31 protein-coding genes are annotated in these 25264 nt (G+C 62.3%); 14 read left to right on the top strand and 17 right to left on the bottom strand.

Annotated features, from left to right (window positions below):
- Window positions 1-10: 10 nt before the first annotated feature.
- Complete coding sequence (locus tag LNV06_RS21170) at window positions 11-952, bottom strand: OmpA family protein (protein WP_263540297.1); 942 nt, start codon at window positions 950-952, stop codon at window positions 11-13.
- A 49-nt stretch (window positions 953-1001) separates the two neighbouring features.
- Complete coding sequence (locus LNV06_RS21165) at window positions 1002-1412, bottom strand: DUF4398 domain-containing protein (RefSeq protein WP_263540296.1); 411 nt, start codon at window positions 1410-1412, stop codon at window positions 1002-1004.
- Window positions 1413-1701: 289 nt separating this feature from the next.
- Between LNV06_RS21165 and LNV06_RS21160 the strand changes: the two genes are divergently transcribed.
- The gene (locus LNV06_RS21160) at window positions 1702-2418 is read left to right on the top strand and encodes a Crp/Fnr family transcriptional regulator (protein WP_263540295.1); all 717 of its coding nucleotides are present in this window, start codon (window positions 1702-1704) and stop codon (window positions 2416-2418) included.
- 124 nt (window positions 2419-2542) lie between these two features.
- The gene (locus LNV06_RS21155; RefSeq protein ID WP_263540294.1) at window positions 2543-3256 is read left to right on the top strand and encodes a Crp/Fnr family transcriptional regulator; all 714 of its coding nucleotides are present in this window, start codon (window positions 2543-2545) and stop codon (window positions 3254-3256) included.
- Window positions 3257-3260: 4 nt separating this feature from the next.
- On the opposite strand, the gene LNV06_RS21150 is transcribed toward LNV06_RS21155, so the two are convergent.
- From LNV06_RS21150 to LNV06_RS21115, 8 genes are all read right to left on the bottom strand, one after another.
- Window positions 3261-3917, bottom strand: coding sequence for an ABC-type transport auxiliary lipoprotein family protein (locus LNV06_RS21150; protein ID WP_263540293.1), 657 nt, complete (start codon window positions 3915-3917; stop codon window positions 3261-3263).
- Entirely contained in the window at window positions 3914-4909 is a 996-nt protein-coding gene (locus tag LNV06_RS21145) for an MlaD family protein (RefSeq protein ID WP_263540292.1), read from the bottom strand. The genes LNV06_RS21150 and LNV06_RS21145 overlap by 4 nt, the downstream gene beginning before the upstream one ends.
- On the bottom strand, window positions 4906-5751 hold the full coding sequence (locus tag LNV06_RS21140; protein ID WP_263540291.1) for an ABC transporter ATP-binding protein: 846 nt from the start codon (window positions 5749-5751) through the stop codon (window positions 4906-4908). The genes LNV06_RS21145 and LNV06_RS21140 overlap by 4 nt, the downstream gene beginning before the upstream one ends.
- Window positions 5748-6923, bottom strand: coding sequence for an ABC transporter permease (locus LNV06_RS21135; RefSeq protein WP_263540290.1), 1176 nt, complete (start codon window positions 6921-6923; stop codon window positions 5748-5750). The genes LNV06_RS21140 and LNV06_RS21135 overlap by 4 nt, the downstream gene beginning before the upstream one ends.
- 24 nt (window positions 6924-6947) lie before the next feature.
- Window positions 6948-7349, bottom strand: coding sequence for a hypothetical protein (locus LNV06_RS21130; protein WP_263540289.1), 402 nt, complete (start codon window positions 7347-7349; stop codon window positions 6948-6950).
- A 68-nt stretch (window positions 7350-7417) separates the two neighbouring features.
- Window positions 7418-7759 (bottom strand): hypothetical protein, encoded by a 342-nt coding sequence (locus LNV06_RS21125; RefSeq protein WP_263540288.1) that lies wholly within the window; start codon window positions 7757-7759, stop codon window positions 7418-7420.
- Complete coding sequence (locus LNV06_RS21120) at window positions 7756-8010, bottom strand: hypothetical protein (protein ID WP_263540287.1); 255 nt, start codon at window positions 8008-8010, stop codon at window positions 7756-7758. The genes LNV06_RS21125 and LNV06_RS21120 overlap by 4 nt, the downstream gene beginning before the upstream one ends.
- Window positions 8011-8175: 165 nt before the next feature.
- Entirely contained in the window at window positions 8176-8700 is a 525-nt protein-coding gene (locus tag LNV06_RS21115) for a BON domain-containing protein (protein WP_263540286.1), read from the bottom strand.
- A gap of 229 nt (window positions 8701-8929) precedes the next feature.
- Here LNV06_RS21115 and LNV06_RS21110 point away from each other — a divergent pair, with 229 nt between their 5' ends.
- From LNV06_RS21110 to LNV06_RS21090, 5 genes are all read left to right on the top strand, one after another.
- Window positions 8930-9358 (top strand): hypothetical protein, encoded by a 429-nt coding sequence (locus LNV06_RS21110; protein WP_263540285.1) that lies wholly within the window; start codon window positions 8930-8932, stop codon window positions 9356-9358.
- Window positions 9355-10842: an ATPase domain-containing protein gene (locus LNV06_RS21105; protein ID WP_263540284.1), complete on the top strand. Its 1488-nt coding sequence runs from the start codon at window positions 9355-9357 to the stop codon at window positions 10840-10842. The genes LNV06_RS21110 and LNV06_RS21105 overlap by 4 nt, the downstream gene beginning before the upstream one ends.
- A 27-nt stretch (window positions 10843-10869) precedes the next feature.
- Window positions 10870-11703, top strand: coding sequence for a GGDEF domain-containing protein (locus LNV06_RS21100; protein WP_263540283.1), 834 nt, complete (start codon window positions 10870-10872; stop codon window positions 11701-11703).
- 75 nt (window positions 11704-11778) lie between these two features.
- The gene (locus tag LNV06_RS21095; protein ID WP_263540282.1) at window positions 11779-12618 is read left to right on the top strand and encodes a Crp/Fnr family transcriptional regulator; all 840 of its coding nucleotides are present in this window, start codon (window positions 11779-11781) and stop codon (window positions 12616-12618) included.
- Window positions 12615-14045, top strand: coding sequence for a class II fumarate hydratase (locus LNV06_RS21090; RefSeq protein WP_263540281.1), 1431 nt, complete (start codon window positions 12615-12617; stop codon window positions 14043-14045). The genes LNV06_RS21095 and LNV06_RS21090 overlap by 4 nt, the downstream gene beginning before the upstream one ends.
- A 67-nt stretch (window positions 14046-14112) precedes the next feature.
- Here the strand turns inward: LNV06_RS21090 and LNV06_RS21085 are convergent, their stop codons facing one another.
- Together LNV06_RS21085 and LNV06_RS21080 are read right to left on the bottom strand one after the other, a co-directional pair.
- Window positions 14113-14598, bottom strand: a complete 486-nt coding sequence (locus tag LNV06_RS21085) for a CBS domain-containing protein (protein WP_263540280.1) — start codon at window positions 14596-14598, stop codon at window positions 14113-14115.
- Between the two features lie 675 nt (window positions 14599-15273).
- Window positions 15274-15492 (bottom strand): hypothetical protein, encoded by a 219-nt coding sequence (locus LNV06_RS21080; protein WP_263540279.1) that lies wholly within the window; start codon window positions 15490-15492, stop codon window positions 15274-15276.
- A gap of 263 nt (window positions 15493-15755) precedes the next feature.
- Here LNV06_RS21080 and LNV06_RS21075 point away from each other — a divergent pair, with 263 nt between their 5' ends.
- The 4 genes from LNV06_RS21075 to LNV06_RS21060 all read left to right on the top strand — a co-directional run bounded on the left by LNV06_RS21075 (window position 15756) and on the right by LNV06_RS21060 (window position 19723).
- Window positions 15756-16235, top strand: coding sequence for a PRC-barrel domain-containing protein (locus tag LNV06_RS21075; RefSeq protein ID WP_263540278.1), 480 nt, complete (start codon window positions 15756-15758; stop codon window positions 16233-16235).
- A gap of 63 nt (window positions 16236-16298) precedes the next feature.
- Window positions 16299-18026: an ABC transporter ATP-binding protein/permease gene (locus LNV06_RS21070; protein ID WP_263540277.1), complete on the top strand. Its 1728-nt coding sequence runs from the start codon at window positions 16299-16301 to the stop codon at window positions 18024-18026.
- A 140-nt stretch (window positions 18027-18166) separates the two neighbouring features.
- Window positions 18167-18325: a DUF3309 family protein gene (locus tag LNV06_RS21065; protein ID WP_263540276.1), complete on the top strand. Its 159-nt coding sequence runs from the start codon at window positions 18167-18169 to the stop codon at window positions 18323-18325.
- A 129-nt stretch (window positions 18326-18454) separates the two neighbouring features.
- Window positions 18455-19723 (top strand): PQQ-dependent sugar dehydrogenase, encoded by a 1269-nt coding sequence (locus tag LNV06_RS21060; RefSeq protein WP_318013546.1) that lies wholly within the window; start codon window positions 18455-18457, stop codon window positions 19721-19723.
- Here the strand turns inward: LNV06_RS21060 and LNV06_RS21055 are convergent.
- The 4 genes from LNV06_RS21055 to LNV06_RS21040 all read right to left on the bottom strand — a co-directional run bounded on the left by LNV06_RS21055 (window position 19707) and on the right by LNV06_RS21040 (window position 22183).
- Window positions 19707-20195: a hypothetical protein gene (locus tag LNV06_RS21055; RefSeq protein ID WP_263540274.1), complete on the bottom strand. Its 489-nt coding sequence runs from the start codon at window positions 20193-20195 to the stop codon at window positions 19707-19709. The two genes, LNV06_RS21060 and LNV06_RS21055, sit on opposite strands and share 17 nt — an antisense overlap.
- A 71-nt stretch (window positions 20196-20266) precedes the next feature.
- Window positions 20267-20641, bottom strand: a complete 375-nt coding sequence (locus tag LNV06_RS21050; RefSeq protein ID WP_263540273.1) for a hypothetical protein — start codon at window positions 20639-20641, stop codon at window positions 20267-20269.
- 73 nt (window positions 20642-20714) lie between these two features.
- Window positions 20715-20879 carry a DUF1328 domain-containing protein gene (locus tag LNV06_RS21045; RefSeq protein ID WP_263540272.1) on the bottom strand — a complete coding sequence of 55 codons (165 nt, stop codon included), beginning with the start codon at window positions 20877-20879 and terminating at the stop codon, window positions 20715-20717.
- A gap of 224 nt (window positions 20880-21103) precedes the next feature.
- The gene (locus LNV06_RS21040; RefSeq protein WP_263540271.1) at window positions 21104-22183 is read right to left on the bottom strand and encodes a sensor histidine kinase; all 1080 of its coding nucleotides are present in this window, start codon (window positions 22181-22183) and stop codon (window positions 21104-21106) included.
- Window positions 22184-22238: 55 nt separating this feature from the next.
- On the opposite strand from LNV06_RS21040, the gene LNV06_RS21035 reads away from it, so the two are divergent.
- Window positions 22239-22871: a response regulator gene (locus LNV06_RS21035; protein WP_263540270.1), complete on the top strand. Its 633-nt coding sequence runs from the start codon at window positions 22239-22241 to the stop codon at window positions 22869-22871.
- Between the two features lie 26 nt (window positions 22872-22897).
- Here the strand turns inward: LNV06_RS21035 and LNV06_RS21030 are convergent, their stop codons facing one another.
- Entirely contained in the window at window positions 22898-23299 is a 402-nt protein-coding gene (locus LNV06_RS21030; RefSeq protein WP_263540269.1) for a response regulator transcription factor, read from the bottom strand.
- A gap of 374 nt (window positions 23300-23673) precedes the next feature.
- Between LNV06_RS21030 and LNV06_RS21025 the strand changes: the two genes are divergently transcribed.
- Together LNV06_RS21025 and LNV06_RS21020 are read left to right on the top strand one after the other, a co-directional pair.
- A complete protein-coding gene (locus LNV06_RS21025) occupies window positions 23674-24474 on the top strand; it encodes a beta/gamma crystallin-related protein (RefSeq protein ID WP_263540268.1) in 801 nt (266 codons plus the stop codon).
- A 197-nt stretch (window positions 24475-24671) separates the two neighbouring features.
- Window positions 24672-25217, top strand: a complete 546-nt coding sequence (locus LNV06_RS21020) for a hypothetical protein (protein WP_263540267.1) — start codon at window positions 24672-24674, stop codon at window positions 25215-25217.
- Window positions 25218-25264: the final 47 nt, after the last annotated feature.

The following is a 25264-nucleotide window of genomic DNA, read 5'->3' as shown; positions in this document are numbered from 1 at the left end:
CCCTTAGGCTTCAGCTGCGCGGGCGCACCTGTTGCCCATCTTCGGAGACATAGACCTCAACACGGCGGTTCAAGGCCCGGTTGCTGGCGTTGCCGTTGTCGGCCACCGGGAAGCGCTCCCCATGGCCGATGGTGGCAATACGCGAAGCGATCAAATCCTCACCCGAAGCCAGCAGCGCCGCCTTCACCGCATCGGCTCGGCGCAGCGACAAACCGTCGTTCATCGCGCTGCCACCGACGTTGTCGGTATAGCCTTCAATCAAGACCTGGCGCTGCGGGTGCTGGCGCAAGAACTCGGCCAGCTTGCGCAAGGACTGTTGCGCCGCGGGCTTGATCTCGGCGCGACCCAGCTCAAACAGGACGTCACCCAAGGTCAGCAACATGCCGCGTTCGGTTTTTTGCGCCTGCAAGGCGTCCAACTCGGCCTGCTGGCTGCGCAGCTGACCCTGCATCTGAGCGGTCTCGGCCTTGGCCCCCGCAGCCGTGGCCACGGCCATGGCCGAGCTCATTTCCGCCTCATTGGCACGCCGTTGCGCCACACCGGTTTGGGCCCGCGAGCGATCGAGATCGCGGCTGCGTTGCTCGGCCAGCACCCGGGTGCGCTCGTCCTTGCTGCCAATCAGGGTCGCCTCATTGCTCTTCGCCAAAGCCACCGAGACGGCGGTGCGGGCTTGCTGGTTCGCCACATAAGCGGCACTGTCCAGCTCGGGGCCGACCTCGCCCTTGGCTTGCAAGGCATCGGCGCGGCTCAGGGTGTCGGCCGCCTTTTTCAGCTCCAAGGGTGCATGACTGCGCACCAGCGGATCGCCCTCGGCGCCATGCACCGTTTGACGCGCTTGCAGCAAGGCGGCAGAAGGAGGCGATGGCGGGCTGGCGCAAGCGCCCAGGATCAAGCTCACAGCGAGCGCGAGAGAAGTCTTGGGAAAGCGGTGAAAAGCAGAGATGGGATTCATGGCATGAGCCTTTTTTTGAAATGGGAACGAAAGACCGGCACGGCCTCAATCAAGGGCGCGCCGCTTCAATACGCAGCTGACGCAAACCTTCGCGCACCTCGGCCAGGGCGCGCGTCGATCGCAGTGAACGCGCCTGGCTTTCGGCAAATCCCGCGTCGGCCTCGGCCTGCTCGGCCAATTGACGCGCCAGCGCGAAGTCCTTGTTGGTGAACGCGGTTTGAGCCTGGGCGAGCTTTTGGCGAGCGGCGGCCATCTCCATCGGCGCATCAGCCACAGCCGCAGCGTCAGCCCGGTCCACAGCGGCCTTGCCCACCGCCATCTGCGCGGTCGTTGGCGCCGAAGGCTCGCCATAACTGCTGGCACAAGCGGGCAGTAGCATGACCACGCTCGCCAGCAAGCCAAGGGACAAAAGGGCCGCAGCCTGAGGTAGCGGGCGGGTGTTCATGGGGGTGTCATTCATTGCGACTCCGATGTGCTTCGCTTGACACCATCGGCAGCAGAAGTGCTGCGCAGCATTTGCGTTCAAGTGATGCCGCCATGATGCGCAGCAGACCCCAACCCCACCATCGGCAGAGCGCGCAAGCGCATGTCGGACAAGGCCTACAGCTCACCCCTATGTTCGCCAACGCACAGGACAGCGCGGCTTGTCCGCTCTACACTGGGCTCACACGCATGCTCAGGAACATCCATGCGGACTCCTCGTTACTGGGTGTCCTTGTTTGATGTCCTCCGTTTTGGAAAGTGTCTTGATGCAGCCCAGCCTCGCCCGTCAGAACCAATTGCTGGACGCCTTGCCCGAGCCGGAATGGCTGCGCCTGCAACCGCACTTTGAAAGCGTGGATTTGCCCTTGGGCTTGGTGCTGTATGAACCGGGCAGCACCCTGAGCCATGTCTATTTCCCCACCAGTGCCATCGTCTCCTTGCTCTATGTGATGCAAAACGGCGCCTCGGCGGAGATCGCCGTGGTGGGCTTCGAAGGCCTGGTGGGCATCTCGCTCTTCATGGGCGGCGACTCCACGCCCAGCCGCGCCGTGGTCCAAAGTGCCGGCAAGGGCTTGCGGCTGAAGTCCGAGGTGATCAAAGAAGAGTTCGCCCGCTCTGGCCCGGTGATGCATTTGCTGCTGCGCTACACCCAGGCGCTGATCACCCAGATGTCGCAAACCGCGGTCTGCAACCGTCACCATTCGCTGGACCAACAACTGTGCCGCTGGTTGCTGCTCAGCCTGGACCGGCTGCCCAACCATGAGCTGCAAATGACGCAGGAGTTGATCGCCAATATGCTGGGTGTGCGCCGCGAAGGCGTCACCGAGTGCGCGCTCAAGCTGCAGCAGGCCGGCTTGATCCGCTATGCCCGCGGGCATATCTCGGTGCTGGATCGTCCGGGCCTGGAGCGCCGCAGCTGCGAATGCTATGCGGTGGTCAAACAAGAATACGAACGACTGCTGCCCAAGGCCTTGGCCTCTTGATGCAGGGCCAAGGCGAAGCGGCGTGCGTGTAGGACAGAGTTGACAGGCACTTCAGCCCCTGGCTGATGGTGGGCCGAGGCCGGCCATTCAAAGATAGGCGCTCCCCATCTGCTCTGGAGCCGCCATGAAATCCCGCCCTGCCCTGCTCTGCGAGCCGCGCGACAACCAGCTGCTCGCCGCCCTGCCCGAAGACGATCTGGCCCGCTGGGCCGCTGCCCTGGAGCCGGTTGAACTCCATCTGGGCCAGGTCTTGTGCGAGTCCGGCAGCACCGCCCCTTACGTCTATTTCCCGACCACTGCGATCGTCTCCCTGCTGTATCTGACGCTGGACGGCGCCTCCAGCGAAATCGCCGTGGTGGGCCGCGACGGCTTGGTGGGGGTCGCACTGTTCATGGGCGGCAACGCCACCCCCAGCCGCTCGGTGGTGCAAAGCGCCGGTCTGGGCTTACGCATGCCGGCGCAGCGTGTGCAGCAGGAGATCAGTCGCCCAGGGGCCATCCAGTCCATGCTGCTGCGCTATACCCAAAGCTTGATGGCGCAGATGGCTCAAACCGCCGTCTGCAATCGCTATCACTCCATCGATCAACTGCTGTGCCGCCGCTTGCTGATGGGCCTGGACCGACAGTCCTCGCAGGCCTTGATGATGACCCAAGAGTTGCTGGCCAATCTGCTCGGGGTGCGCCGCGAAGGCGTCACCGCTGCAGCGCTGAAGCTGAGCCAGGCCGGCTTGATCAGCTACCGCCGCGGCCGCATCGCCGTGCTGGACCGCGGGCGCTTGGAGCAGCGATTGGACAGCCCCGCCAAGGCCATGGCCCAAGGTGAGGCTCTAAGGGCTTAGGGACTCAGGGCCTAGGGCTTGATGAAGGCAGCGGCGCAAAGTCCGTCGCATCCGCCAGCTCGTTCAGAATCTGCGTCAGGGCCACTGCCGCGGCGTTCACCCCGCCCGCAGCGTCCTCGCTGGCTGCAGCGCAACGCGACTCAAACACCCGACTGACCAGCACACGGCGGCTCTGCCGCTCCATCAAGCTCAGGCGCAGTACCAGCAGGACTTGGCTGGGCGACTGGGAAAAGTCCTGCTGCAGGCGAATCACTTCGCTGTCCAGGCTGTACTCGGCCAAGGCCGCGCTGGGCGCCGCCATCACCACCCGATAGCGCCCGCTCGCCTCCATGGCCGCCAGCAACAGCGGCGCCAACATGCGCGCCGGCGTATCCACCCACTCATGCCGGGCGTAATAGTCCAGGCGATTCGGCTCACGCAAATAAATGATGCGCCGGCTGTCATAGCCCGCCGCCGACTGCGCCGCATTGATGTGCAAGCTGGGCAATCCGGCCGGCCTGGGTGCTGCGAGCTGCTGCCGCTTTGCCAAGGGCGCGGCACTCAAAAGATGCAGAGCGGGTGGTAGCGGCGGCGTCGGGAGCAAGCTGCCGCAAGCGCCCAGCGCCAGCAGCGAGGCCCCGCAAACCGTGCGGCAAGCCTTTGCGAACGGGATTGAATTCATGGGGTTTCTCGCAGGCGATGGGTTTTCTCGGCAGGCGGCGCCTGTTGCTGCTCTTGCTGCTCTTGCCTTTCGCCAGGCCCGTTGGGTGCGAGGCCCTGGCCAAAGACCAAGCCGCTGGGGTTGCGCTCCAGTTGCTCACTCAAGCGCCGCAGCGACACCGCCAGCACCGCCAGCTCGCCCATCAGTTGCTGCAGATCCGGCAGCGCCGTGGCGGTGAAGCGCTTCACATCGCTGCCGACCTCGCTCACGGTGCGGCCAGCGCTGCTGCTGGCCTGCGCGGTGTCGATGCCCATCTGCTCCAGCGCTTGCGCGGCACGGTCCATGCGAGCGATCAGCGGCCCCGCCTGACGCCGTAACTGCTCGGACACGGCCGCGCTGTTGTCAAAAGTCTGCGCCGCGCTGCGCAGACCAGCATCTATGGTTTGGCGACGTTCTGCCAGCGTGTGGCTGAGCAAGGCAATATCGCCCAAGGTGGCACTAAAGGCACGCTGGTTTTGCGGACTGAGCAAGGCGTTCAATTGCGTGGAACTGCTGTCCAGCTTGCCGAGCACGGTGCTGAGCATCTCTTCCAATCGCGCGCTCAGCGAAGGCTTGCTGCGAATCTGCGGATACCGCTCAGGCGGCACGGCCTGCAAGGCTGGCGAGGCCGCCGCGCCCCCGTCCAACTCCACATAGGCAATGCCGGTCAGGCCATGGGTCTTGAGGACAGCCACGGTGTCCCGCCGCACCGGCGTGCCGCGATCAATCGCAAACAGCAGACGCACCCGCTTGGGGTTGGCCGGCGCCAAGCTGATGGCCTGCACCTTGCCCACATTCACGCCCATGTATTTGACCGGCGCATTCAGGTTGAGGCCCGCCACCGACTCCTCCATCACCGAAAGATAGAGGTCTTGCCGTTTCGCCCAGGCACCGCCCGAGGCCAGCCACAGCACGCCCGCGATCAGCGCCGCGCCCAGCAGCAGCACAAAGCCACCGACCAGGGTGTAGTTCACTTTGGTTTCGATGGCCTGCTCCCGATGGACTCATTCTGGTCAGTGGTCTGAGCTTGAGTCATAGCTTGACGGCCGCGCTTGCCCGAGAAGAATTGATGCACCGCCGGTGTGTCCATGCCGGCCAGCTCCTTCATCGAGCCCACGCCCTGCACCTTGCCGTCGGCCAGCACGGCCACCCGGTCGGCCACCTGCCAAAGCAGATCCAGGTCATGCGTGATCATCACAATGCTCAGGCCCAAGAGCTCGCGCAGCTTGAGCACCAAGTCATCAACCCCGGCCGCACTGACCGGGTCCAGGCCTGCGGTCGGCTCATCCAGAAACAAGAGCTCCGGGTCCAGCGCCATGGCGCGCGCCAAGCTGGCGCGCTTGAGCATGCCTCCGCTCAACTCAGCCGGGTACTTGTCGCCCACATCCGGGCTCAAGCCCGTCAAGCTCAGCTTCCAGGCGGCCAGCTCATCGATCAGCGCATCGTCCAAATCGGTGTGCTCGCGAAAGGGCAGACCGATGTTCTCCTTCACCGTCAGGGCACTGAACAAGCCGCCATGCTGGAACATCACCCCCCAGCGCCGCCGCAGCTTCAGCGCATCGACATCGCTGATATCCAGCAGATCGCTGCCCAACACCCGCAGCGTGCCGCTGTCGGGTTTGTGCAACAAGATCATCTCGCGCAGCAGGGTCGATTTGCCCGAGCCGCTGCCGCCAATCAGGGCAAAGATTTCGGCACGCTTCACCTGCAAGCTCACGTCTTCATGCACTCGGTGGCTGCCAAAGCTGGTGTTGATATGGGCCAACTCGATCACCCACTCGTCGGCGGGCGGCTTGGCCGGGGCAAGTGTGTTCATAGATCGAGGGCGCTGAAGGCCACCGAGAACAAGGCGTCGGCCACGATGACCGCGAAGATGGACTGCACCACGCTGCGGGTGGTGTGCTGCCCCACGCTGTCAGCGCCGCCGCGGGTCTGAAAACCTTGGAAACAGCCCACCACCACGATGATGGCGGCAAACACGGGCGCCTTGCCAAGGCCAAGCAGATAACTGGTCACCGAGACGGCCTTGACGAAGCGCTCGGCAAACTCGGTGACGCTGACCTCCAGCTGCACCGTCGCCATCAGCATGCCGCCCATCACGCCCAGCACATCGGCAAAGACGGTCAACAAGGGCAAGGCGATCAAAAGCGCAATCAGCTTGGGCAAGACCAGCAACTCGATCGGCACCAAGCCCAGGGTGCGCATGGCGTCGATCTCCTCGGTGACGGCCATGGTGCCAATCTGCGCGGTGTAGGCCGAGCCGGAGCGGCCGGCCACGATGATGGCCGTGATCAAAGGGGCAAACTCCCGCAGCATGGACAGGCCAACCAGATCCGCCACAAAGATATTGGCGCCGTATTGGCGCAACTGACTGGCGCCTTGATAGGCCACCACCAGGCCCAGCAGAAAAGACAGCAGTCCGACGATGGGCAAGGCATCAAAGCCGGCGCTGCGCAGATTGAACAGACAGGCCCGCCAGCGCCAGCGGCCGGGATGCGCGACGCTTTGCAACAAGACCTGGGTGCACTCGCCGATGAAGCTGAGCATTTGATGCGCTTGGTCCAGCAAGCCTGCCAAGTGCTGGCTGACGTAGCGTCCCAAGGCTTCCACGCGCTTCGGAACAGTAGCGGCGATAGGCTTGATTTGCGGCTGCGGCGCCAGCTGGTCCGCCACCTCGCTCAGCAAACGCGCAAAGCCGGTGGGCAGGCCGATCAGCGGCGCCGGGGCGTCCTGCGCCCCCAGGCGCAAGAGCAGCTTTTGCAGCGCCCAGGCGCCCACCGTGTCTAAGGCCAGGATCTGACTGGCCTCGACTTGCAGCGGCTGACCCGAGGGGCTTGCCTGTTGCGACAGCGGCGTCATCACATCCCCCAGGCCCAAGGCCGTCCAGCGGCCCGAGAGCTGCAAGCGCCCTTCGGAGTCCAGCTGACAAGCGGCCGCATCACTGAGGCTTTGCTGCGGTGCGGGCTTGGGCACATCCCTTGGGGCCATGGCCGCCATCTCGCCAGGATGGCTCTATTGCCCTACCTTGTCCGGCACCGTGCTGCGCAGTTCGCGGGCAATGCCACCGCCGGACACGCTGCCGCTTTGGCTGCCTTGGCCCTGCATGCGCGCCACGCATTCATAACGTTCGGGTGAAGGCAGGCTCATGCAGCGTTCATGCGCATTGCGGGCGTAGGCTGCCGGGCCATCGTCCAGATCGCCTTTTCTGGCTTGAGCAAAAGCAGCGCGCGCTTCACGCTCACAGGTCGGCCGCGCTTGCGAAGATCGGCCACTTTGGCAATCCGCCAACTCTTGCTTGTAACGCGCCATTTGATCGGCAGCCTGGGTTTGGGCCAAGGCGGGTGCGCTGCCCAGCAGCGCAGTCAACAAGAACACGCCGCAAAGCGGAGCGGCCGGGCGGAAATGAATCTTCATGGAAGTCTCCTTGTGAGAAAGCGGTAGAAGCCAGGATGGCGATCAATGGGGGGACCTTTGGGCGGGCCTCAGGGCGCGCCTGCGTTCAGCGTGGGTGAGGCCTCGGCCGCTCGTCTTGCGGCAGCGTTCATGGCCAGCAGGCAACGCTCTTGCGCCCCCCCACCTGCCAAGCTGAGGCATTGCTTGGCCTGGGGCACTTGCGTCGCCAAAATGCTGCGGCGCTGATCGGCCTGGGCCACGCCCTGGAGCAGCACACGCTGCAGACTCAAGAGCAAGGCCAGACACAGTAGTAGCGCCAGGCATTGCCCGAGCTTGCCGGACCACGCCGAGGTCTTTTTGGCGTGGCGGCGCTCGGACGCTCTCACCGAGCCTGCGGCCCTTCGTCGCGCGCCCATCGCCATCGCACTCATGCTGGCTCCTGTGAATCGCGGGTCATAGACAGGGCCAGGTCGCTCGCATCGCTGGCGTCGGTGCCACTGAATTCGCCCGGCCCCATGAAACTGGGGTTGGCCGACTCCATGCCGAGGTGTTCCATCTCCAGCGAGTCAACCCACAGAACCTGCTCCGCCGGCTCGGCAAAACGGGCCAGGGCGCGCCTCACCCGACCCAAGCCGCTGCTTGGCATCTCCGACCCGTCGTCTTTGTGACCCAGCTCCCTCACGTCCATCTCCTTGGTCGAAGGCTGTGCAGGCTTGGCTGCTCATCCTGGCCGTCCCACAAGACTGCGGGACTTTGCTGATGGCAGATTGCGCCGAAACTCAGCGCTAGCCCATCAGCCAGGAACGCCTTGCGCTGTAGGACGCCCCCGACACAAGCACGTCTTCGCTCAGGTCTTTTTGGCCACCATCAACTGGTTGTCAACCGCCGTCACGCCTTTGACCGCGCTGGCGATCTGGCGGGCCCGTGCCACAGCCCCCGCATCCGCCACCGAACCGCGCAGCGTCACCCGCCCTTGGCTGGCGTCGACATTGATGCTGGACACGGTCATCAAGGTGTCGGCCGCAAGCTTGGCCTTGATGGTGGTGACGAGGCCGGCGTCGCTGAGGTCGGACCCCAGTTGTTCTCGCGCTTCCAGCGAGGCACTCTTGAGTTCATGGGCGGCCTCGCTGGCAGCTTGGCGCGCGTCTTCGGCACCGCGCTGCACCTCAGCCTTCATCTGCTCGCCCTGGCGCTCGACTTTGGCGATGCCTTCGTCCAGCTTTTCGCCGGCGCTGCGCGGCGGCTCGGCTTCTTTGCTGCATGCCGCCAAGCTCATGGCGACGATGGCCGCGGCCAAGATTCGCATGGACGGTAGTCCGGCCGGAAATTTGGCCGAAGCCTTGAAAGAACTCAGGGGGTTCAAGCTGCGCATGACAGGTCCTCATCAATGGGTGGATACCCCTGCAGCCTAAGCTTTCCATCCACGCTTTGTTGTGGGCGTGCGCCGCCTTGCGCTGTCAGACAAGGCCGACAGCTGGCTTATGTGCGCCAACGTACAGACTCCGCGTCGATTCGCCGTTACGGTCATTCCCAAGGCGGGGCTGAACATGCCCGCTGGCCTGCTTTTTGAGAGACCTTGATGACCGCCCCAAACATCGACCATGACCCCTCCACACCGCCCTCAAACGCTCGCTTTTCTGCCCGAGTACCTGGAGGCTGCGGCCGACTCGGCGCAGCTGGCTGCGCTGTTCGGCAAGGTCTGCCTGGAGATTGATCGCATCTTGGTCCCTATCGTCGGGCAGCGCGGCGTCGCGGCCTTGTTTTCGCGCAGCTTGCACCAGTGCGTCAAAAGCCTGCCCTGGCTGGGCGCTGGCGAGCGTCAACTGCCGCTGGAATTCAGCTGGGTGGTGTTGCGCCCCCTGATCGCCCTGCAGCCCCGCGCTGAGGCGCAGGCGGCCGTCTGTCTGATGCTGCAGACCTTTTGTGAGTTGCTCACCAAGCTCGTCGGGCGCCCGCTCACCGAACGCTTGCTGCGCAGCCCCTGGCTTATTTTCTTAAGCGGCTCGGCCGCACAGGAAGACCCGCAATGACAAGCAAAGTCACCATTCGCCCCTTGCACACCGGCGTACCCGGCCTCGACCAAATTTTAGGCGGCGGTCTGCCCGAGTTCTCCTTCAACCTGATTGCCGGCCAGCCCGGCTGCGGCAAGACCACCTTGGCGCATCAAATCATGTTTGCTCTCGCCACACCGCAACGGCCAGCGCTCTATTTCACGGTGCTGGGAGAGCCGCCGATCAAGATGCTGCGCTACCAGCAGCAGTTCGAGTTCTTCGACAACCGCCAAATCAATGACTCGGTGCGCTTCATCAATGTGTCGGAAGACGCCGCCAGCGGCGATCTTGACCGCGTGCTGGCCCGTATCGGTGAGGCGGTGGCCGCCTACGAGCCGGGCCTGGTGGTGGTGGACTCGTTTTGCTCGGTGATGATCGCCAGCGAAGGCAACACCACGCCGCAGACGCGCCTGCAGCAATTCGTCCAGCAACTCGGCATGATGATGACGAACTGGCAAGCCACCACCTTCTTGATTGGCGAGTATTTCAAGGAGACCGAAACCAACCCGGTCTTCACCGTGGCGGACGGTCTGATCTGGATGCGCCAAAGCGTGCAACGCAATTCCATGGTGCGCAAGATCGAGGTGCTGAAAATGCGCGGCCAGCCCACGCTGCCTGGTTTGCACACCTTTCGCATCAGCAGTCGCGGCATTCAGGTGTTCGCGCCGCCGGCGAACATCCCGACTCCACTGCCAGCCAACATCCCAAGTGCAGCCGATGAAAGCGAACGGCGTTGGCCGGCCAATTCGAGGCTTTTGCTCGGCGTGCCCAAGCTGGACGAGATGCTGGGCGGCGGCTTGCCGCGTGGCTATTCGCTGCTGGTGGCCGGCCCCTCGGGCTCGGGCAAAAGCATTCTGGCGGCCGCCTTTCTGGCCGAGGGCGCACGTTGCGGCGAGACCGGCGTCTTGGCGGCTTTTGAGCAGCGCCCTCGGCACTTGCAGAACCGCGTCATTGCCGATCTGGTGGACAGCGGTCAGGTCGGCCTGGTCGACAGCCGCGCCCCGGATCTCTCCATCGACGAGGTGATCAGTCTGCTGCTGGCCGAGATTGCCCGCCTGGGCGCCAGCCGTGTGGTGATCGACTCCCTGTCGGGTTTTGAGTTGTCGATTGCGCCCACTTTCCGCGATGACTTTCGCGAGTCGCTCGCGCGCTTGGTGACGGCGATGGCCGGCGCTGGGGTGACGATTCTGATGACCTCCGAACTGGAGGACCGCTACACCGATCTGCGCTTCAGCCCTTATGGCACGGCCTTTCTCACCGACGCCATCATCGTGCAGCGCTATATCGAAATCGACAGCCGCTTGCGCCGCATGTTGGCCGTGGTCAAGTTGCGAGCCAGCGCTCATGCCGATGAGCTGCGCGAGTTCCACATCACCGATGCGGGCCTGCAGATCGGCGACTGCCTGGCCGATCAAGAAGGCTTGCTGGGCGGCCGGCCTCGCCTCAAGGCAGCAAAGCTCTGAAGCCCTGCCCCTCGAAAGCCAGACACCGTGCAGGACCCCGCCCCCGCGCCCTCCGTCGACAGTGCTGCGCTCGACTTGGCCCGCGTCACCCAGCGGGTCGAGACGATGCGGCGCGTGCTCGGTCGGCTCTTGCAAGAGGTGGTGCGGGCCGAGAGCTTTCTCGATCGCAATCAAAGCGTGCTGCTGCTGGAAGCGAATGAGCTCTTGACGCTGACCGCCCTGGATGCGCAAAGAGACAGCCAATCGGCTCTGCAAGCGCTGGATGAGGCCGCACGCATTGCCGGCCTGGACCCCCTGACGCAACTGGCCAACCGCGCCTTGGCCTTTGACCGGCTGGAGCAGGCCATCGCTCACGCCAAGCGGCAGGGCACACAGCTGGCCTTGCTGTTCGTCGACCTGGACAAGTTCAAGCAGATCAATGACGGCCATGGCCATGCCGTCGGCGACCAGGTGCTGCAGTTGGTGGCGCACTGCTTGCTGTCGGCGGTGCGACAGTCGGACACGGTCAGCCGCCGCGGCGGCGATGAATTCCTGGTCTTGCTGGACGACTTGGCCCAGATCGACGATGCCTGGCAGATCGGCGAAAAACTCAGAACAGCGCTGCAGTCCGCTCGCCTGAGCCATACAGACTGGGCCGATCTGAGCGCCAGCATAGGCATCAGCATCTATCCGCGCGATGCCGAAACCGCCGACCAACTGATCGCCTGTGCCGACCAAGCGATGTACCAAGCCAAACGCCTGGGACCGGGCGGCATCGCCTTCTTCTCCGGGGTACGCGAGCGCAGCCCAAACGCGTCCAGCAGCGCAGCGCAAGACACCGTGCCGCCCAGGGCGCTGGACGGCGACAAAGACGCGACTTGATGCCTTGGGTTCGATAGCGCACATACGCCGTGGTGCTGGCGCCCTAGCCTGCAGCTATCCAACCCGGGAGTCGCTATGGTCAATGTCTTGCAGCATCGCATCGAAAGCCTGAGCAGCTTGCGTCCACTCACGGTGAAGCCAGTGCTAGCGCTGCAGCGGACGCCCAAGCCTTTTGAAACGCTGCGCCGCAGCGCCCCTGTTGTGCTCAGCGAGCCTGGCAGCCCAGGCGCCCAGCAGATCGCGCGAACTTTGGCTTTGCTGCTGGAGCATTTGCCGGTGCGGCGCCGCGTGCTGCATGCTGGCGACTTGATCTTTGAGGCGGGCATGCCATTTCACCAGCTCTATGTGCTCAGCTCGGGCAGCGCCAAGGTCATCACCAGCGCCGCAGATGGCCGCGATCAAGTCGTGGGCCTGATGCTGCGCGGCGACTGGTTGGGCCTGGAGGGCATCGCCCAGGGCCACTACGCCTGCAGCGCCCAGGCTTTGGAGATTGGCGAGGTCTGGGCACTGCGCTATGACGCGCTGCTGAGCGCCGCCTCGTCGCAGCCGCAACTGCTGATGGACTTGCACCTCGCGATGAGCCGCACGATCTGCCGCGGGCGTGATGCGCTGCTCTCCAGATGCACGCTGCCGGTAGCGGCCCGCGTGGCGGAGTTCTTGCGTCAGTGGGCTGACGCCTTAGCGGCCCGTGGCTTGCGCAATGACCAGATGGTGTTTCGCCTCTCGCGGGCGGAAATGGGCAACTACCTGGGCATGACGCTGGAGTCTGTCAGTCGCGCCTTGACCGGGCTGGAGCGAGCGCAGGTGATTCGCTTTACCGGAAAAGGACGGCGCATGTTTCAGATCGCCAACCCGCGCGCCCTGGACGCCTTCATTGAGGCGCAAGCTTCGATGCACAACCCGCCCTTGCAATGAAGCCCAGTCGCGAGGAGAGCGACAGCCTCGGCAGTATGGAGGTGCCCGGCGATGCGCTTTGGGGCGCACAAACCGCGCGCAGCCTGCGCTTCTTCAAGATTGGCTTGCCGCCGGGTGCGCAGGACCTTCAGCAGCGCATGCCATCAGCGCTGCTGCAAGCCATGGCCTGGATCAAATGGGCCGCCGCTCTGGTAAACCAAGACTTGGGTCTGCTGGAAGCGCCGCAGGCGCAGGCCATTGCTGCGGCGGCACGCGAGGTGGCCGAGGGCGGTTTTGCGGCCCAGTTCCCGCTCTCGGTCTGGCAAACCGGTTCGGGCACGCAAAGCCATATGAACCTCAACGAGGTCTTGGCCAATCTGGCCTCGCAGGCCATCGGCGGCGGCATGGGTTTGCAGCGCTCGGTGGACCCACACGCTCAGGTGAATTTGGGCCAGTCCTCCAACGATGTCTTTCCCAGCGCCATGCATCTGGCAGCAGCGCTGCGCATGCAACAGTCCCTGCTGCCAGCCTTGGCGCGGCTGCAAGCGAGCTTGCACAGCAAGGCGGCGGAATGGGCCATGTTGATCAAGATCGGGCGCACCCATGCGCAAGACGCCACGCCGGTCACGCTGGGCCAGGAGTTTGGCGCCTATGCAGCGCAGCTGCAGCTGGCCGAGCAAGCGCTGCGCAGCGCCCTGCCCGCGCTGCACCAGCTTGCCATCGGCGGGACAGCCGTCGGCACCGGCTTGAACACCCACGCCGAGTTCGGCCCGCGAGTCATTGCCCGCCTGAATGATCAGTTAGCCCCTCAGCTAGCACTCAGCCTGAGCCAGGCCAGCAATCTGATGGCGGCCCTGTCGGGGCATGAGGCGCTGGTGGGCCTGCACTCGGGGCTGAAGATGCTGGCCATCGCGCTGACCAAAATGGCCTGCGACATCCGCTGGATGGGCAGCGGCCCGCGCGCCGGCCTGGGTGAGTTGCGCTTGCCCGAGAACGAACCGGGTAGCTCCATCATGCCGGGCAAGATCAACCCGACTCAGGTGGAAGCGCTGACCATGGTCTGCGCCCAGGTGATGGGCCATGACGCAGCCATCGGCTTCGCGGCGTCTCAAGGCCAGTTCGAACTCAACGCCTACAAGCCGCTGATCATTTTCAATGTGCTGGATAGCTTGAACCTGCTCAGCGATGCCATGGACAGCTTTGAAGCGCATTGCTTGCGCGGCTTGCAGGCCTGCCCGGCGCGTATCGACGCGCTGCTGCAGGCCTCGCTGATGCTGGTGACTGCCTTGGTGCCGCACATCGGCTATGCAGGCGCCGCCGCCATCGCTCAACAGGCCGAGAGCAGCGGCAGCAGCCTGCGACAAGCAGCGCTAGACCTGGGCGGGCTCAGTGCCGAAGATTTCGATGCCTGGGTAGACCCCCGCGTGATGCTGGCGCCCAATCGCTAAAGCCCACAATTCATGCCCCCGATTCATGCCTCCGATTCAAGCCCCAGTCGCACCGATCCCAACACATTCACTGGTAGCCGACGCCCATCACATAGTTGCGCAGCAAGGCCTCCTCCTGCTTCCCCGCCAAGAGCAGTGCGCGCAAACCATCTCGAACCGTGACCACGCCCAGCGCTTTGTTGGCGGCGTCCGTCAGTAGCATGTGCACCAAGCCATGCTCATGCATGCTCGACAAAACCTCGGCGAGTGGTTCTTGCAATTGACAAGATCGGAGGCTGCGCGTCATGACCGCGCCGGCCGTCGTGGTGAAAAAGTCAGCTTGCCCCAAGCCAAGTTGCCTGACCAACAAGGTCTCGGTGATCAGGCCTTGCACCGCGCCCGCGTCATCACAGACCACCACGACGCTGATCTGTGCATTCGAAAGCAAGGCGGCCACCTGAACCAAAAGGGCATCGGCACTGACCGTCAACAGGCGCGAGCGCGCAACGGTCTCAATGGCGCTGACCGCAAGCGGCGCTAGGCTGCGACTCACATCGGTGTCGGTATCGCTCATGGCATGTGCTTTCGAAACGAAGGGCGCTGGCTGCAAAGGTTCTTCACGCGCTGAGGATCCCTGATAAAGACTCCCCGGTCTGTTACTCAGCGCACAGACCCAGCGCGCAGGCCGGCGCACATTGCAGCCACATTCATCCCTCAGGCTGGAGGCAACTCTTGGAACACCTTCTGCTACACGTGATCAGGCTCGACTCCTTGCGGGCTGCAGTTCAAGCAAGCCCATGGGTCCGCAGCGCACCTTGGCTGTCCATCGGTCGCGGGCCTGCCATTGTTCTCAGTTTGCTCTGCGGCCTGCTGGCGGCCTGCGGTGAACGTGCGCCAGCTCTACGAGAGGAAAGTGCAAAGCCGCCAGGTGTTGAATCCGACTCCAATGCGGCCAGCATTGGCATTGGCCTTGGCATTGGCACTAGCAACGGTGCAGCCTCTGGGTCGCAGAACGCCCCCTCGCCGTCTGAAACCTCCGTGCCTTCGGCCGCCTCGGCCTTGCCACAAGCCGCCACATCCACCATGCCCAAACCGACGGCAGGGCGCAGCAATCGCGCGATGAGCCGGGAGCAGGAGTCGGCTGAGATGCCCCTGCCGGGCCAGAACAATGATCATTCGGCCCCCCTCAATCCGGCCAAGCCGGCCAGCGCTGTCCACCAACCCTCATGAAGGCAGGCGCGGACAGCACTCACTCGCGGGTATCGAATTGAATCACCCGCGTCGAAACATAGCGATTGAAATCAGACAGCGGCAAGGCCGTTGAACCGCGGGTTTCTCCATCGGTCCAACTGAGGGTGACGTCGAACTCCGACGTTTGTACCTCGCAAGGTCCTCGACGAATCAAGATATTGGCCCCATCGCCCTCGCGATATTCGATGTCGCCGGTGATGTGTGCGCTTTGGCTCATGGCGGATCCTTTCTTGCTGGGTTGGCTGCTTTTGGCTACACGTCCCTGCCGCATAGCCCAGGCAGCGTGCGCATGATGGCTCGAGCCTTGGCCGGCGTCGGTGCGCCGCCGCACATGGCCAAGAAGCCGCGAGCCCGTCGCTGTGTTCGTCAACGCACAGTGAGAAAGAGCCCCAGCCCCTAAGTTCAGGCTCATGCGCGGTTTGCTCATTGCCGCGCAGGGAGCAGCGCCCAATGAGCCAAGTCCACCAGCAGGAACACCTCATGAACTACACGGAACGCGACCCCTACGGCATGTACCGCAGCCAGGCCAACCCAGTCAAAGGCAACTCACTCAACAACACCGGCAGCGGCGGCTATGACCCTGAAATTCACCAAGGCCCCGGCCCCAGATTGATGGGCGCCAACACCTTGATCGGCAATGATGTCTACAACCATGTGGGCGAAAACTTGGGCGACATCAAGGAGATCATGTTGGACGTGGGCAGCGGCCGCATCAGCTATGCGGTGCTGTCCTTTGGCGGCTTTCTGAGCCTGGGCGAAAAGCTCTTTGCCGTGCCCTGGAGCGCCCTCAAGCTGGACACCTACAACAAGCGTTTTACTTTATCGATTGACCGTTCGCGCCTGGAAACAGCCCCCGGTTTTGACAAAGACCATTGGCCCGATATGGCCGACTCCGAGTGGGCAGCAGGCATCCATGCCTACTACGGCACCCATCCCCATGGCGACACCTTGATGAACTGAGGCAAATTCGCCCAGACCTTGACCGCGCCTTTGCTGACCTTCAAATGTTCTCCGCCAAGCCCTGTGAACAGCGAAGGCGCCCCCGGTTTCAATGCCCGTTTGTGGCATCGCTTTATTGCCATCGCCCAGCCGTATTGGCACAGTGCGGAACGCTGGCGAGCCCTGAGCCTGCTGGCGCTCTTGGTGCTGTTGCTCTTGGGCCAGACCGCCTTCAACGTCTTGTTCAACCATGAGACAGGCGAGTTCACCTCGGCGCTGGCGGCCCGAGACAGCGAGCGCTTTTGGCGCGCGATTGGCCGCTACACCGCCATTCTTGTGGGCGCCGTGCCCATCTATGCACTCTACTTTTATGTGCGCGACAGCCTCGGCTTGCGCTGGCGGCGTTGGCTGACGGATCACTTTCTGGCACGCTACTTCAAGCAGCGCGCCTACTACCGGCTGACGGCCGCTTCCGGCATCGACAACCCGGACCAGCGCATCGCCGAAGACATCAACGCCTTCACCCAGCAGTCGCTGTACTTCTCGATGATTGCGCTGGGCTCCTTGATGCAGCTGCTGGCCTTTGCCAGCGTGCTGTGGACCATCTCGCAAGGCTTGGTCTATTTCCTGATCACCTATGCCCTGTTCAGCAGTTGCTTCGCCGGCACCGTGTTTGGCCGACCCTTGATTGCCCTGAACTTTCGTCAGCTGCAGCGCGAGGCCGACTTTCGCTACAGCTTGGTACGTGTGCGAGAGCATGCCGAGCCGATCGCCTTTCATGACGGCGAAGCCCGTGAGATGGCCTCGCTGCAGACGGTGTTCCAGTCGCTCTACCGCAATTTCCAAGCGGTGCTGCGCTGGCAATTCAAGCTCAATCTCTTTCAATATGCCCACAGCTTTCTGACTGCGGTGCTACCGATTGTGATCATTGCGCGCGAGGTCTTGAGCGGCGAGCTGGAGGTGGGGCGAGCCATCCAGGCAGCGGGCGCTTTTGTCGCCATCTTGAGTGCACTGACGGTGATCGTGGAGCATTTTGAAAGCCTGAGCCGCTTCTCTGCAGGCGTCGACCGCTTGCACGCCTTCTCCATCGCGCTGACCCAGCATGATGCACTTGTGCAGGGACAAGCGACAGAGGGAGCGCAGCAGATAGTGACCGTATCGGACCTCGGTTTGCGCTTGACCGGGCTGACCGTATTGACGCCTCAGCGCGAGCATCTGCTGATTCAATCCTTGGACCTGTGCGTGAGCCCGGGAGAAGGTTTGCTGATCGTCGGGGCCAGCGGCTCGGGCAAAAGCTCGCTCTTGCGCGTGATCGCGGGGCTGTGGACCACGGGTGCCGGGCAAGTGCTACGCCCGCCTGGCTCGCAGCTCTTGTTCCTGCCACAGCAAGCTTATTTGCCGCTAGGGACGCTGCGCGATCAGCTGAGCTACCCACACAAGCAAAGCGAAGTGTCCGACCCGGATTTGCTCCGCTGGCTCGAACGGGTGAACTTGTCCGCGCTGGCTCAGCGCTTTGGCGGCCTGGACGCGGTGCAAGACTGGGCGCGCGTGCTGTCGGTCGGCGAGCAGCAACGCCTGGCTTTTGCTCGCGCGCTCTTGGCCAAGCCGCGCTATTTGCTGCTGGACGAATCGACCAGTGCGCTCGACGGCGGCAACGAGGCTGCGCTCTATGCCCAGTTAGCAGGCTTGGGCATCACGCCGGTCAGCGTCAGCCACCATCGCAGCTTGCTTGAGCAACACCGCCAGGTCCTGCACTTGCCGGGCGACGGCAGCTGGTCCGTGCATGCGGCTACACGTTATGTGTGGCACTGAGGCTGCACTGTCGGTGTGATCGGCCTCTGCCCTTGTGTTCGCTAGCGCACCGATGCGGCGCCGGGCCTGCCCTAGGCTGAAATCAGCGCTTGGTCCAAGGCGGCATTGGCTGCCAGGCAGGCCCTCAACAGGAGAACACCATGAGTTTAGGCACCATTCTTTTGATCGTTTTGATCTTGATGCTGATCGGCGTCTTCCCCAGCTGGCCGCACAGCCGCGGCTGGGGCTACGGGCCAAGCGGCGGCATTGGCTTGGTGGTGTTGATCCTGTTGGTCTTGCTGCTCTTGGGGCGGATCTAAGCAGCAGCCATGTCTGCGCCTCCCAAAGCCCGTTCATGGCGTGCCCAACGGGCAGGCCTCAATTTTAAGTCCGCGGCGAGCCCTCGCGGTTCACTCGTGTTGCTGTGGGCTCTGAGTGCCTGCGGGGAGATGGCGACGCAAAACCTTTCAGACGGCAGCGGCCTTCACCCCCGTCTGCCCGCGCCGGTGACAAGCCTCATACCCACGGTACATATTGCCCCTGCCGTGCCCTGGGCCGACGATGCTCAGCCCAGGGCCGCACCAGGGCTTCAAGTGAAGGCTTTTGCACGAAGGCTCGATCACCCGCGCTGCTTGCTGGTGCTACCGAACGGAGACGTCTTGGTGGCCGAGAGCAATGCACCGGCCAAGCCCCACCCAGAGTTCAGCTTGAAGGCCTGGGTGATGGGCTTGTTCATGAAGCGCGCCGGCGCTGGCGGGCCAAGTGCCGACCGAATCACCTTGCTGCGCGACAGCGATGGTGACGGCGTGGCTGAATTTCGCGCCCCATTCCTGGAGCAGTTGCATTCCCCTTTTGGCATGGCCTTGGTCGGCCAGTCTCTCTATGTCGCCAACACCGATGCATTGCTGCAGTTCAAGTACAGCAGCGGCATCAGCCGCATCGTAGGCCCTGGCCGGAAAGTACTGGACTTGCCCGCTGGCGCCGTCAATCATCACTGGACCAAGAACTTACTGGCCAGCCCCGACGGGCAAAGGCTCTACATCACGGTCGGTTCCAACAGCAATGTAGGCGAGCGAGGCCTGGCACTGGAGCAGGGTCGGGCAGCCATCTGGGAGTTTGATTTGCAGAGCGGCCAGCAGCGCCTGTTCGCTAGCGGGCTGCGCAACCCCAATGGCATGGCCTGGAGTTCGAACGGTAGCGGTAGCGGCCCCGAACTTCTGTGGACCGTCGTCAATGAGCGCGATGAACTGGGCAGCGATTTGGTGCCCGACTACCTAACGTCGGTCCGAGACGGTGCCTTCTATGGCTGGCCCTTCAGCTATTACGGATCCCACGTCGACATCCGGGCGCAGCCTCCTTCGCCAGAATCGGTCGCACGAGCGGTGGTGCCGGACTACGCGCTAGGCGCCCATACCGCACCCCTGGGCTTGGCCTCGGCCAAAGGCAACAGCCTGCCTGCCGTTTTCGCGGAGGGTATGTTCGTGGGTTTGCATGGATCCTGGAACCGCCGTCCGCACAGCGGCTATCAGGTGGTGTTCGTGCCCTTCAGCGCAGGGCGTCCCAATGGGGAAGTGCCGATGGAGGTCTTGTCGGGTTTCTTGAATGCGCAAGGCGAGGCGTCTGGCCGACCGGTATGCGTGGCCTTGGATCGCAGCGGCGCACTCTTGGTCGCCGACGATGTGGGCAATGTGATCTGGCGCGTCAGTGCGGCCCCTTGATGGCAACTTCTGCGGCATGAGCCCCGGCAGCGGTGACCTCACTTGAGCCAGGCCGATCCGCGAGGTGAGGAGTCGAGCAGGCGTTCAGCCAGTCGCCCAAGGACAAGGAACTGAGTCGCCTCGTGAGTTGCGCATGATCCGCGAGCAGGCGCTGACGCAGTTGCTCGAATAACGCTGCGTCGCTCAAGGCACGGGAAGCCGAGGCCCGCCAACAAAGCCATGCCAAGATCAAGGGCGGCATCGGCACGCAAGGCAGCATCCAAGCCGCATGAATATGTTGAGGCGGCGATACTGCCCACAGCAGTGCGGCAACGCCAATCAGCCCCAGGCCCAAGGCTAGGCTGCACATGACGATCGCATGCAGCACAAACCGGTGCCGAAGCGCTGTCTTGGCAGTACCCAACTCCAGCAAGAACAAGTCCACAAAGGCTTGGGCCTCTGGGCTGGCTATGGACGCCGGCGCTGTCGACATCAGACTGGCCTCAGCTTGCTGCAGGGTGATGGGAATTCGCGAATCAACCACTGATCCGCGATGGAGGCGAATTAGCCTCGCGCCCGACTCAGCAAGCGAAACAAGGCCATCAGGAGAGCTCCGCCGGCTGCCGCGATCAGCACAGACTTGACCGGCTCCTCGCGGATGTAATGGGTGGTGTTCTCACCCGCGCGCACCGCTTGCTCACGCAATCGGAGCGACCGCTCATGCAGCGCATCTGCCGCCCGATGCGCCATGCTGTTCGCGCTATCGCTCGCGCTGTGAAGGGCAGGGCCAACTTGCTCGCGCAAGTCTTGCACACCATGCGACAAGGCATCCAAGGTGTCCTGCACCAAGGACGAGTTAGGCGGCAGCACACCGTCAGCGGCGCTGCTTTGCGCCAAAGAACCATTTGGGGACGAGGAGGATTGGGGCTTACCGAACATGAGAATTCCTTGGTGTGATGAGGGAGTTGAAACAGAACAGGCGGCAATAGCCTGCGGCAGGAAAGTCCATGGCTCAGTTTTTAGAAATCAAGCCAAACACAAAGCTAGCGACAGCCAAGATTGCAAAGACCACAAACAAGATCTTTCCAATACCGGCCGCGCTGGCCGCTATGCCGGCGAAGCCAAACAAGGCGGCGATCAAGGCGATCACAAAGAACACGACGGCGTAATGCAGCATGGTGAATAGCTCCGGTGGGTCTGACAAACTTTGAACAAGAGGCGCTAGGGGCAATTGATGGCCCCAGCCCACGCCAGAGCTCTGGCGGCGGGCACTCAGGTTCGGTTCAAACGGAGTCTGCGCGCAACACGCCCCAGACGCGATCAGCGGAAGCGCCGTCGCTGCGTCAGCAAGAGAAGGACAGCCGTGTAGGACGCCGCTGGGGGGCGGGGATAGTTTCGGCCTCAGCCCTGCGTCCCGATGGCGGGCAAGAACAGCTGAATCACCGTGCCTTGGCCGGGCTGAGACACCACACTCAAGCGCCCCCCCTCAGCTTCGACGCGCACTCGCATGCCCAGCAAGCCATAGGCGGAGCGCGGCTTGGCGGCGCTGTCAAAGCCTTGGCCGTCGTCACGCATCAACACCATCACCCAGCCGTCTTCTTGCCTCATCTCCACCCAGATTTGGCTGGCCTGCGCGTACTTTGAAATATTGGTGATGGCCTCTTGCAGGACGCGGTAGACGACGATTTCAGTACCACTGGCCAGTTCCACGGGGTGCAGATCGCAATGCACTTGCAAGCCTTTGGCTTCGGCAAACTCGCGCACCAAAATCTCCAAGGTGGGCACCAGGCCGAGATTGCTAAGAGTTGACGGGCGCAGGTCTTCGATGATGGTGCGCCCCAAAGCAATGCTGGCATTGAGGGTGTGAACCAAATGTGCCAAGCGCTCGAGAGCCTCAGGGGCACTGCCCGCCAAGCGGGACTTGATTCGTGCTGCGTCGAGCTTGGCCGAGGTCAGCAATGCGCCCAACTCATCGTGGAGATTGCGCGCCAGGCGCCCGCGCTCGTCTTCACGCGCGGTCAGCAAATGCTGCGTTAGCTCCGTCAGCATCAGGGTACTGATCCCGGCCTCTTCTCTGAGTTGCTCCAACTCGTCTTGCAAAGTGCGCTTGAGATCTATGGTTTGCTGCTTCAAATCATGGATCCGGCGCTGCGCCCATAGCACGGCAAGCAGGCCGAGCGCCAGAAGGACCGTCAAAGCCAAGCGGCTGAACGATCTTGCACGCGTGAGCGTTTGTCGTTGAGCTTCGACGCGCTCAGCCGTGACTTGTATCGATGGCCCAACTTGCTGCAGTTGCGGCCTTGATGCAGCGCCCTGCACAGCACTCGAAAGGATGTCGGCTTCGCGATACGCCACGGTTTCATCGATCGCCGCGATGGCCAAGCCATACACGCGCTCGTTCAGCCAGAAGATCAGCAACGCAGCCAGGCCGGCCAGCAAAACGAGCAGTGCACTGCGAATTGCCTGGGATAGTCGATTCATACAAGCACCTGGCCACTATTCATGGGATCATGACAGCAGGAGCGCTAAAGCACCCATGATTCGAATTGCCATCGCAGATGACCACGCCATTGTTCGAGCAGGACTGCGCCAGTTCTTTTCGGATCAGATGGACTTTCAGGTGGTCGCAGAGGCCACAACCGGTCGGGAGGCGGTGGACTTGGTGCGAAAAGGTGATGTGGACGTGATGTTGCTGGACATCTCTTTGCCCGACCAGAGTGGCGTTGAAGTGCTGGCCGCGATCAAGGCCAGAGCGCCTGATCTGCCAGTGCTGGTCTTGAGTGGCTTTCCGGAAGCTCATTACGCCACCACCTTGCTGCGCCAAGGCGCCAGTGGCTACTTGAACAAAGACTGCGACCCCGAGGAGATCGTCCGCGCCATCCGCACCGTGGTGCGCGGGCGCAAATACATCACCGCAGGTGTAGCGGAACAACTGGCGGACGGTTTGAGCCATGGCGGTGACCGCCCTTTGCACGAACTTTTGTCTGAGCGAGAACTGCAGGTATTTTTGCGGCTCGCCAAGGGTGAAACGATAGGCAATATGGCCAACAGTATGTCGCTCAGCGTCAAGACCGTCAGCACCTACCGCACCCGCGTGATGGAAAAAATGGGGCTTGAGTCCAATAGCGACCTGACCTACTACGGGCTGAAAAACGGCTTGATTCAGTAGCCCCAGCTGGGCGGTCTCGCCTTGGGTCAACACAGGTCAAGGCGGCCGGTTTCGCCCGTCGCCAAGCGGCAGCAATAGTCCAACAAGCTGTCAATTTCATTGGACTTATCGAACACGCGGGCGGCACCTAACTCCATGCACTTACGGCGCATGTCAGCGGTCGCGTAATTGCTCAGCACCACCAAAGAGTGCGGCCTGTCCAAAGCCCCCAGCGCCCTCAGCACGCCGATGCCAGACCCTTGCTTCAAGAAAATATCGACGATGGCCAAATCAAAGCGATCACTGTTCTGTCGCATCCACAGAACAGCAGAGGCCTCGTCCTCAGCTGTACCGACCACCTCAATCGGCCCCAATTCTTCCAAGGTCGCAATCAGGTTCTCTCGGATCACCGGGCTGTCTTCGACGATATAGGTCTTGAGCTTGGACATGGAGCGGTGGGTTGCAAGCCGAGCACAGCACGTTGAGTCGAAGACCCGTCTGACGAGACGACCAGAAGTCATCAGGCAAGCAGGCAATTCGTCTCTAAAGACTACAGCTTTGAGTTGGGTCCAGTGTGCCAGTAATGCTGGCTCGGTGGCAGACGACAGCGGCGCGCTTGTTTGTAGGACGGGGCCTACACGAAGCAGTTAAACCACTGACGGAGCTGCTTTGGATGCGGCTGGAGTAGGACGAGAACTACAGACGAGCCAGACTGCCTCTGCTTGTACGTCGGAGGCAGCGTCCGAATACTGCATCAGGCCCAGTAACTTGGAACTTGCCTTGCGCTCTGCGGGAGGCCCCCTCAAACCATCAGGAGACCTTGATGCCCACCAAATTGAAAATTTTGCTTTCAGGAGTTGCGCTGCTTGCAATCTCCGGTCCCGTTGCCGCTCAAATAACCTTCTATGAACACGAACGGTTTGGAGGGAGGTCGTTCACCAGCCAAGGCCAGTTGAAGAATCTTCAGCGCAAGGACTTTGATGAAATGGCCTCCTCAGTCGTCGTGAGCGGCCGAGACTGGGAACTCTGCGAGCAGCAGAACTTTGGGGGACGCTGCGTGATTCTGCGGCCCGGCAACTACCTGTCGGTATCTTCCATGGGGCTGAATGACCGAATTTCATCGGCGCGTCCATTGACTCCAGGGCATCGTCTCGACAACTCAAACTACGGGCCGGCTCCGAGCACTATTTACGATGCCCGTCGCCGCGGCAATGAACGGCTTTTCGAGGCGGAGGTGACGTCGGTTCACGCCGTCATGCGTCAAGAGAAACAGCGCTGCTGGGTTGAGCAGCAAGAAGGTCCGCACAGCAACAGCAATGTTCCGGCCACATTGATGGGGGCTTTGATCGGAGGTGTCCTCGGCCACCAAGTCGGTAACGGACGTGGCCAAGACCTAGCAACAGCAGGTGGAGCCGTCGCTGGCGCCGTGGTGGGTTCGAACTTGGCGTCCGAACGATCAAGCCCGATGCAAAACGTCGAGCACTGCACCCAGCAGGGGGACAACCGCTCCCCAGAATACTGGGATGTCGGCTATCGATTCGGAGGTCAGGAACACCGCATTCAAATGAACTCCGCCCCGGGCAGAACAATCATCGTGAATCGTCAGGGTGAGCCGAGAACCTGAAGGATAGGTCTACGGTACCGCCTAAGGCGCTTGTAGGACATCGATGACTTCGAGAGGCGAAATCGTCTGCTGTATGAAAACGAGTGGAACAAAGACACTCGGTACGCACCAATCAGTCGGGTGCGCACGCAACTGAATATTCATGGAAGGCGCGCGGATGCGACTGCCTCTTCAACCTCGAACGAACAAGGAATCCTATGAATTTCAAACTCAAGATGAGCGCCATTTGTCTGGCCATCTTCGCCATACCACTCGCTCAGGCTGCCCTGATCTCTAAGGAAGACTACCAGGCCCAAAAAACACGCATCGCTGCTGACTACAAGTCAGCCAAAGCAGCTTGCTCTTCTATGAAAGCGAACGCCAAAGATGTTTGTATTGAGGAAGCCAAAGCCCACGAGAAAGTGTCCTTGGCTGAGAACGAGTATTCCCATACTGGCGCGGTCAGCGATGGCAACAAAGTAACCGTCGCCAAAGCCGAGTCGAACTATGCCGTCGCCAAAGAGAAATGCGACGATAAGTCAGGCAACGACAAGGATGTTTGCGTCAAGGAGGCCAAGGCCATCGAAGCCAAAGCACTGGCTGACGTCAAGATGAATAAGAAGATCGACGCCGCTGTGAAAGACGATATTCAAACCAAGCGCGACGCGGAATACAAGGTCAGCCTTGAAAAGTGCGATGTTCTATCTGGGGATGCAAAAACCAATTGCGTTGCCAGTGCCAAAACCAGTTTCGGAAAGAGCTGACCAGATTTCCGCGAATTTCTAGGACAAACAAAAACGCCCCTGATTCC

The sequence above is a fragment of the Paucibacter sp. Y2R2-4 genome, assembly GCF_025717535.1.
Lineage (GTDB): Bacteria > Pseudomonadota > Gammaproteobacteria > Burkholderiales > Burkholderiaceae_C > Paucibacter_A.
This window is presented reverse-complemented; position numbering and strand designations above follow the sequence as displayed.

Bases quoted from the DNA above. Each gene is read 5' to 3' on its own strand.
- LNV06_RS21170 (WP_263540297.1), bottom strand. From the start codon at position 952: ATGAATCCCATCTCTGCTTTTCACCGCTTTCCCAAGACTTCTCTCGCG.
- LNV06_RS21165 (WP_263540296.1), bottom strand. From the start codon at position 1,412: ATGAATGACACCCCCATGAACACCCGCCCGCTACCTCAGGCTGCGGCC.
- LNV06_RS21160 (WP_263540295.1), top strand. From the start codon at position 1,702: ATGCAGCCCAGCCTCGCCCGTCAGAACCAATTGCTGGACGCCTTGCCC.
- LNV06_RS21155 (WP_263540294.1), top strand. From the start codon at position 2,543: ATGAAATCCCGCCCTGCCCTGCTCTGCGAGCCGCGCGACAACCAGCTG.
- LNV06_RS21150 (WP_263540293.1), bottom strand. From the start codon at position 3,917: ATGAATTCAATCCCGTTCGCAAAGGCTTGCCGCACGGTTTGCGGGGCC.
- LNV06_RS21140 (WP_263540291.1), bottom strand. From the start codon at position 5,751: ATGAACACACTTGCCCCGGCCAAGCCGCCCGCCGACGAGTGGGTGATC.
- LNV06_RS21135 (WP_263540290.1), bottom strand. From the start codon at position 6,923: ATGGCCCCAAGGGATGTGCCCAAGCCCGCACCGCAGCAAAGCCTCAGT.
- LNV06_RS21130 (WP_263540289.1), bottom strand. From the start codon at position 7,349: ATGAAGATTCATTTCCGCCCGGCCGCTCCGCTTTGCGGCGTGTTCTTG.
- LNV06_RS21125 (WP_263540288.1), bottom strand. From the start codon at position 7,759: ATGAGTGCGATGGCGATGGGCGCGCGACGAAGGGCCGCAGGCTCGGTG.
- LNV06_RS21115 (WP_263540286.1), bottom strand. From the start codon at position 8,700: ATGCGCAGCTTGAACCCCCTGAGTTCTTTCAAGGCTTCGGCCAAATTT.
- LNV06_RS21110 (WP_263540285.1), top strand. From the start codon at position 8,930: ATGACCCCTCCACACCGCCCTCAAACGCTCGCTTTTCTGCCCGAGTAC.
- LNV06_RS21105 (WP_263540284.1), top strand. From the start codon at position 9,355: ATGACAAGCAAAGTCACCATTCGCCCCTTGCACACCGGCGTACCCGGC.
- LNV06_RS21095 (WP_263540282.1), top strand. From the start codon at position 11,779: ATGGTCAATGTCTTGCAGCATCGCATCGAAAGCCTGAGCAGCTTGCGT.
- LNV06_RS21090 (WP_263540281.1), top strand. From the start codon at position 12,615: ATGAAGCCCAGTCGCGAGGAGAGCGACAGCCTCGGCAGTATGGAGGTG.
- LNV06_RS21085 (WP_263540280.1), bottom strand. From the start codon at position 14,598: ATGAGCGATACCGACACCGATGTGAGTCGCAGCCTAGCGCCGCTTGCG.
- LNV06_RS21080 (WP_263540279.1), bottom strand. From the start codon at position 15,492: ATGAGCCAAAGCGCACACATCACCGGCGACATCGAATATCGCGAGGGC.
- LNV06_RS21075 (WP_263540278.1), top strand. From the start codon at position 15,756: ATGAACTACACGGAACGCGACCCCTACGGCATGTACCGCAGCCAGGCC.
- LNV06_RS21065 (WP_263540276.1), top strand. From the start codon at position 18,167: ATGAGTTTAGGCACCATTCTTTTGATCGTTTTGATCTTGATGCTGATC.
- LNV06_RS21060 (WP_318013546.1), top strand. From the start codon at position 18,455: ATGGCGACGCAAAACCTTTCAGACGGCAGCGGCCTTCACCCCCGTCTG.
- LNV06_RS21055 (WP_263540274.1), bottom strand. From the start codon at position 20,195: ATGTCGACAGCGCCGGCGTCCATAGCCAGCCCAGAGGCCCAAGCCTTT.
- LNV06_RS21050 (WP_263540273.1), bottom strand. From the start codon at position 20,641: ATGTTCGGTAAGCCCCAATCCTCCTCGTCCCCAAATGGTTCTTTGGCG.
- LNV06_RS21045 (WP_263540272.1), bottom strand. From the start codon at position 20,879: ATGCTGCATTACGCCGTCGTGTTCTTTGTGATCGCCTTGATCGCCGCC.
- LNV06_RS21040 (WP_263540271.1), bottom strand. From the start codon at position 22,183: ATGAATCGACTATCCCAGGCAATTCGCAGTGCACTGCTCGTTTTGCTG.
- LNV06_RS21035 (WP_263540270.1), top strand. From the start codon at position 22,239: ATGATTCGAATTGCCATCGCAGATGACCACGCCATTGTTCGAGCAGGA.
- LNV06_RS21030 (WP_263540269.1), bottom strand. From the start codon at position 23,299: ATGTCCAAGCTCAAGACCTATATCGTCGAAGACAGCCCGGTGATCCGA.
- LNV06_RS21025 (WP_263540268.1), top strand. From the start codon at position 23,674: ATGCCCACCAAATTGAAAATTTTGCTTTCAGGAGTTGCGCTGCTTGCA.
- LNV06_RS21020 (WP_263540267.1), top strand. From the start codon at position 24,672: ATGAATTTCAAACTCAAGATGAGCGCCATTTGTCTGGCCATCTTCGCC.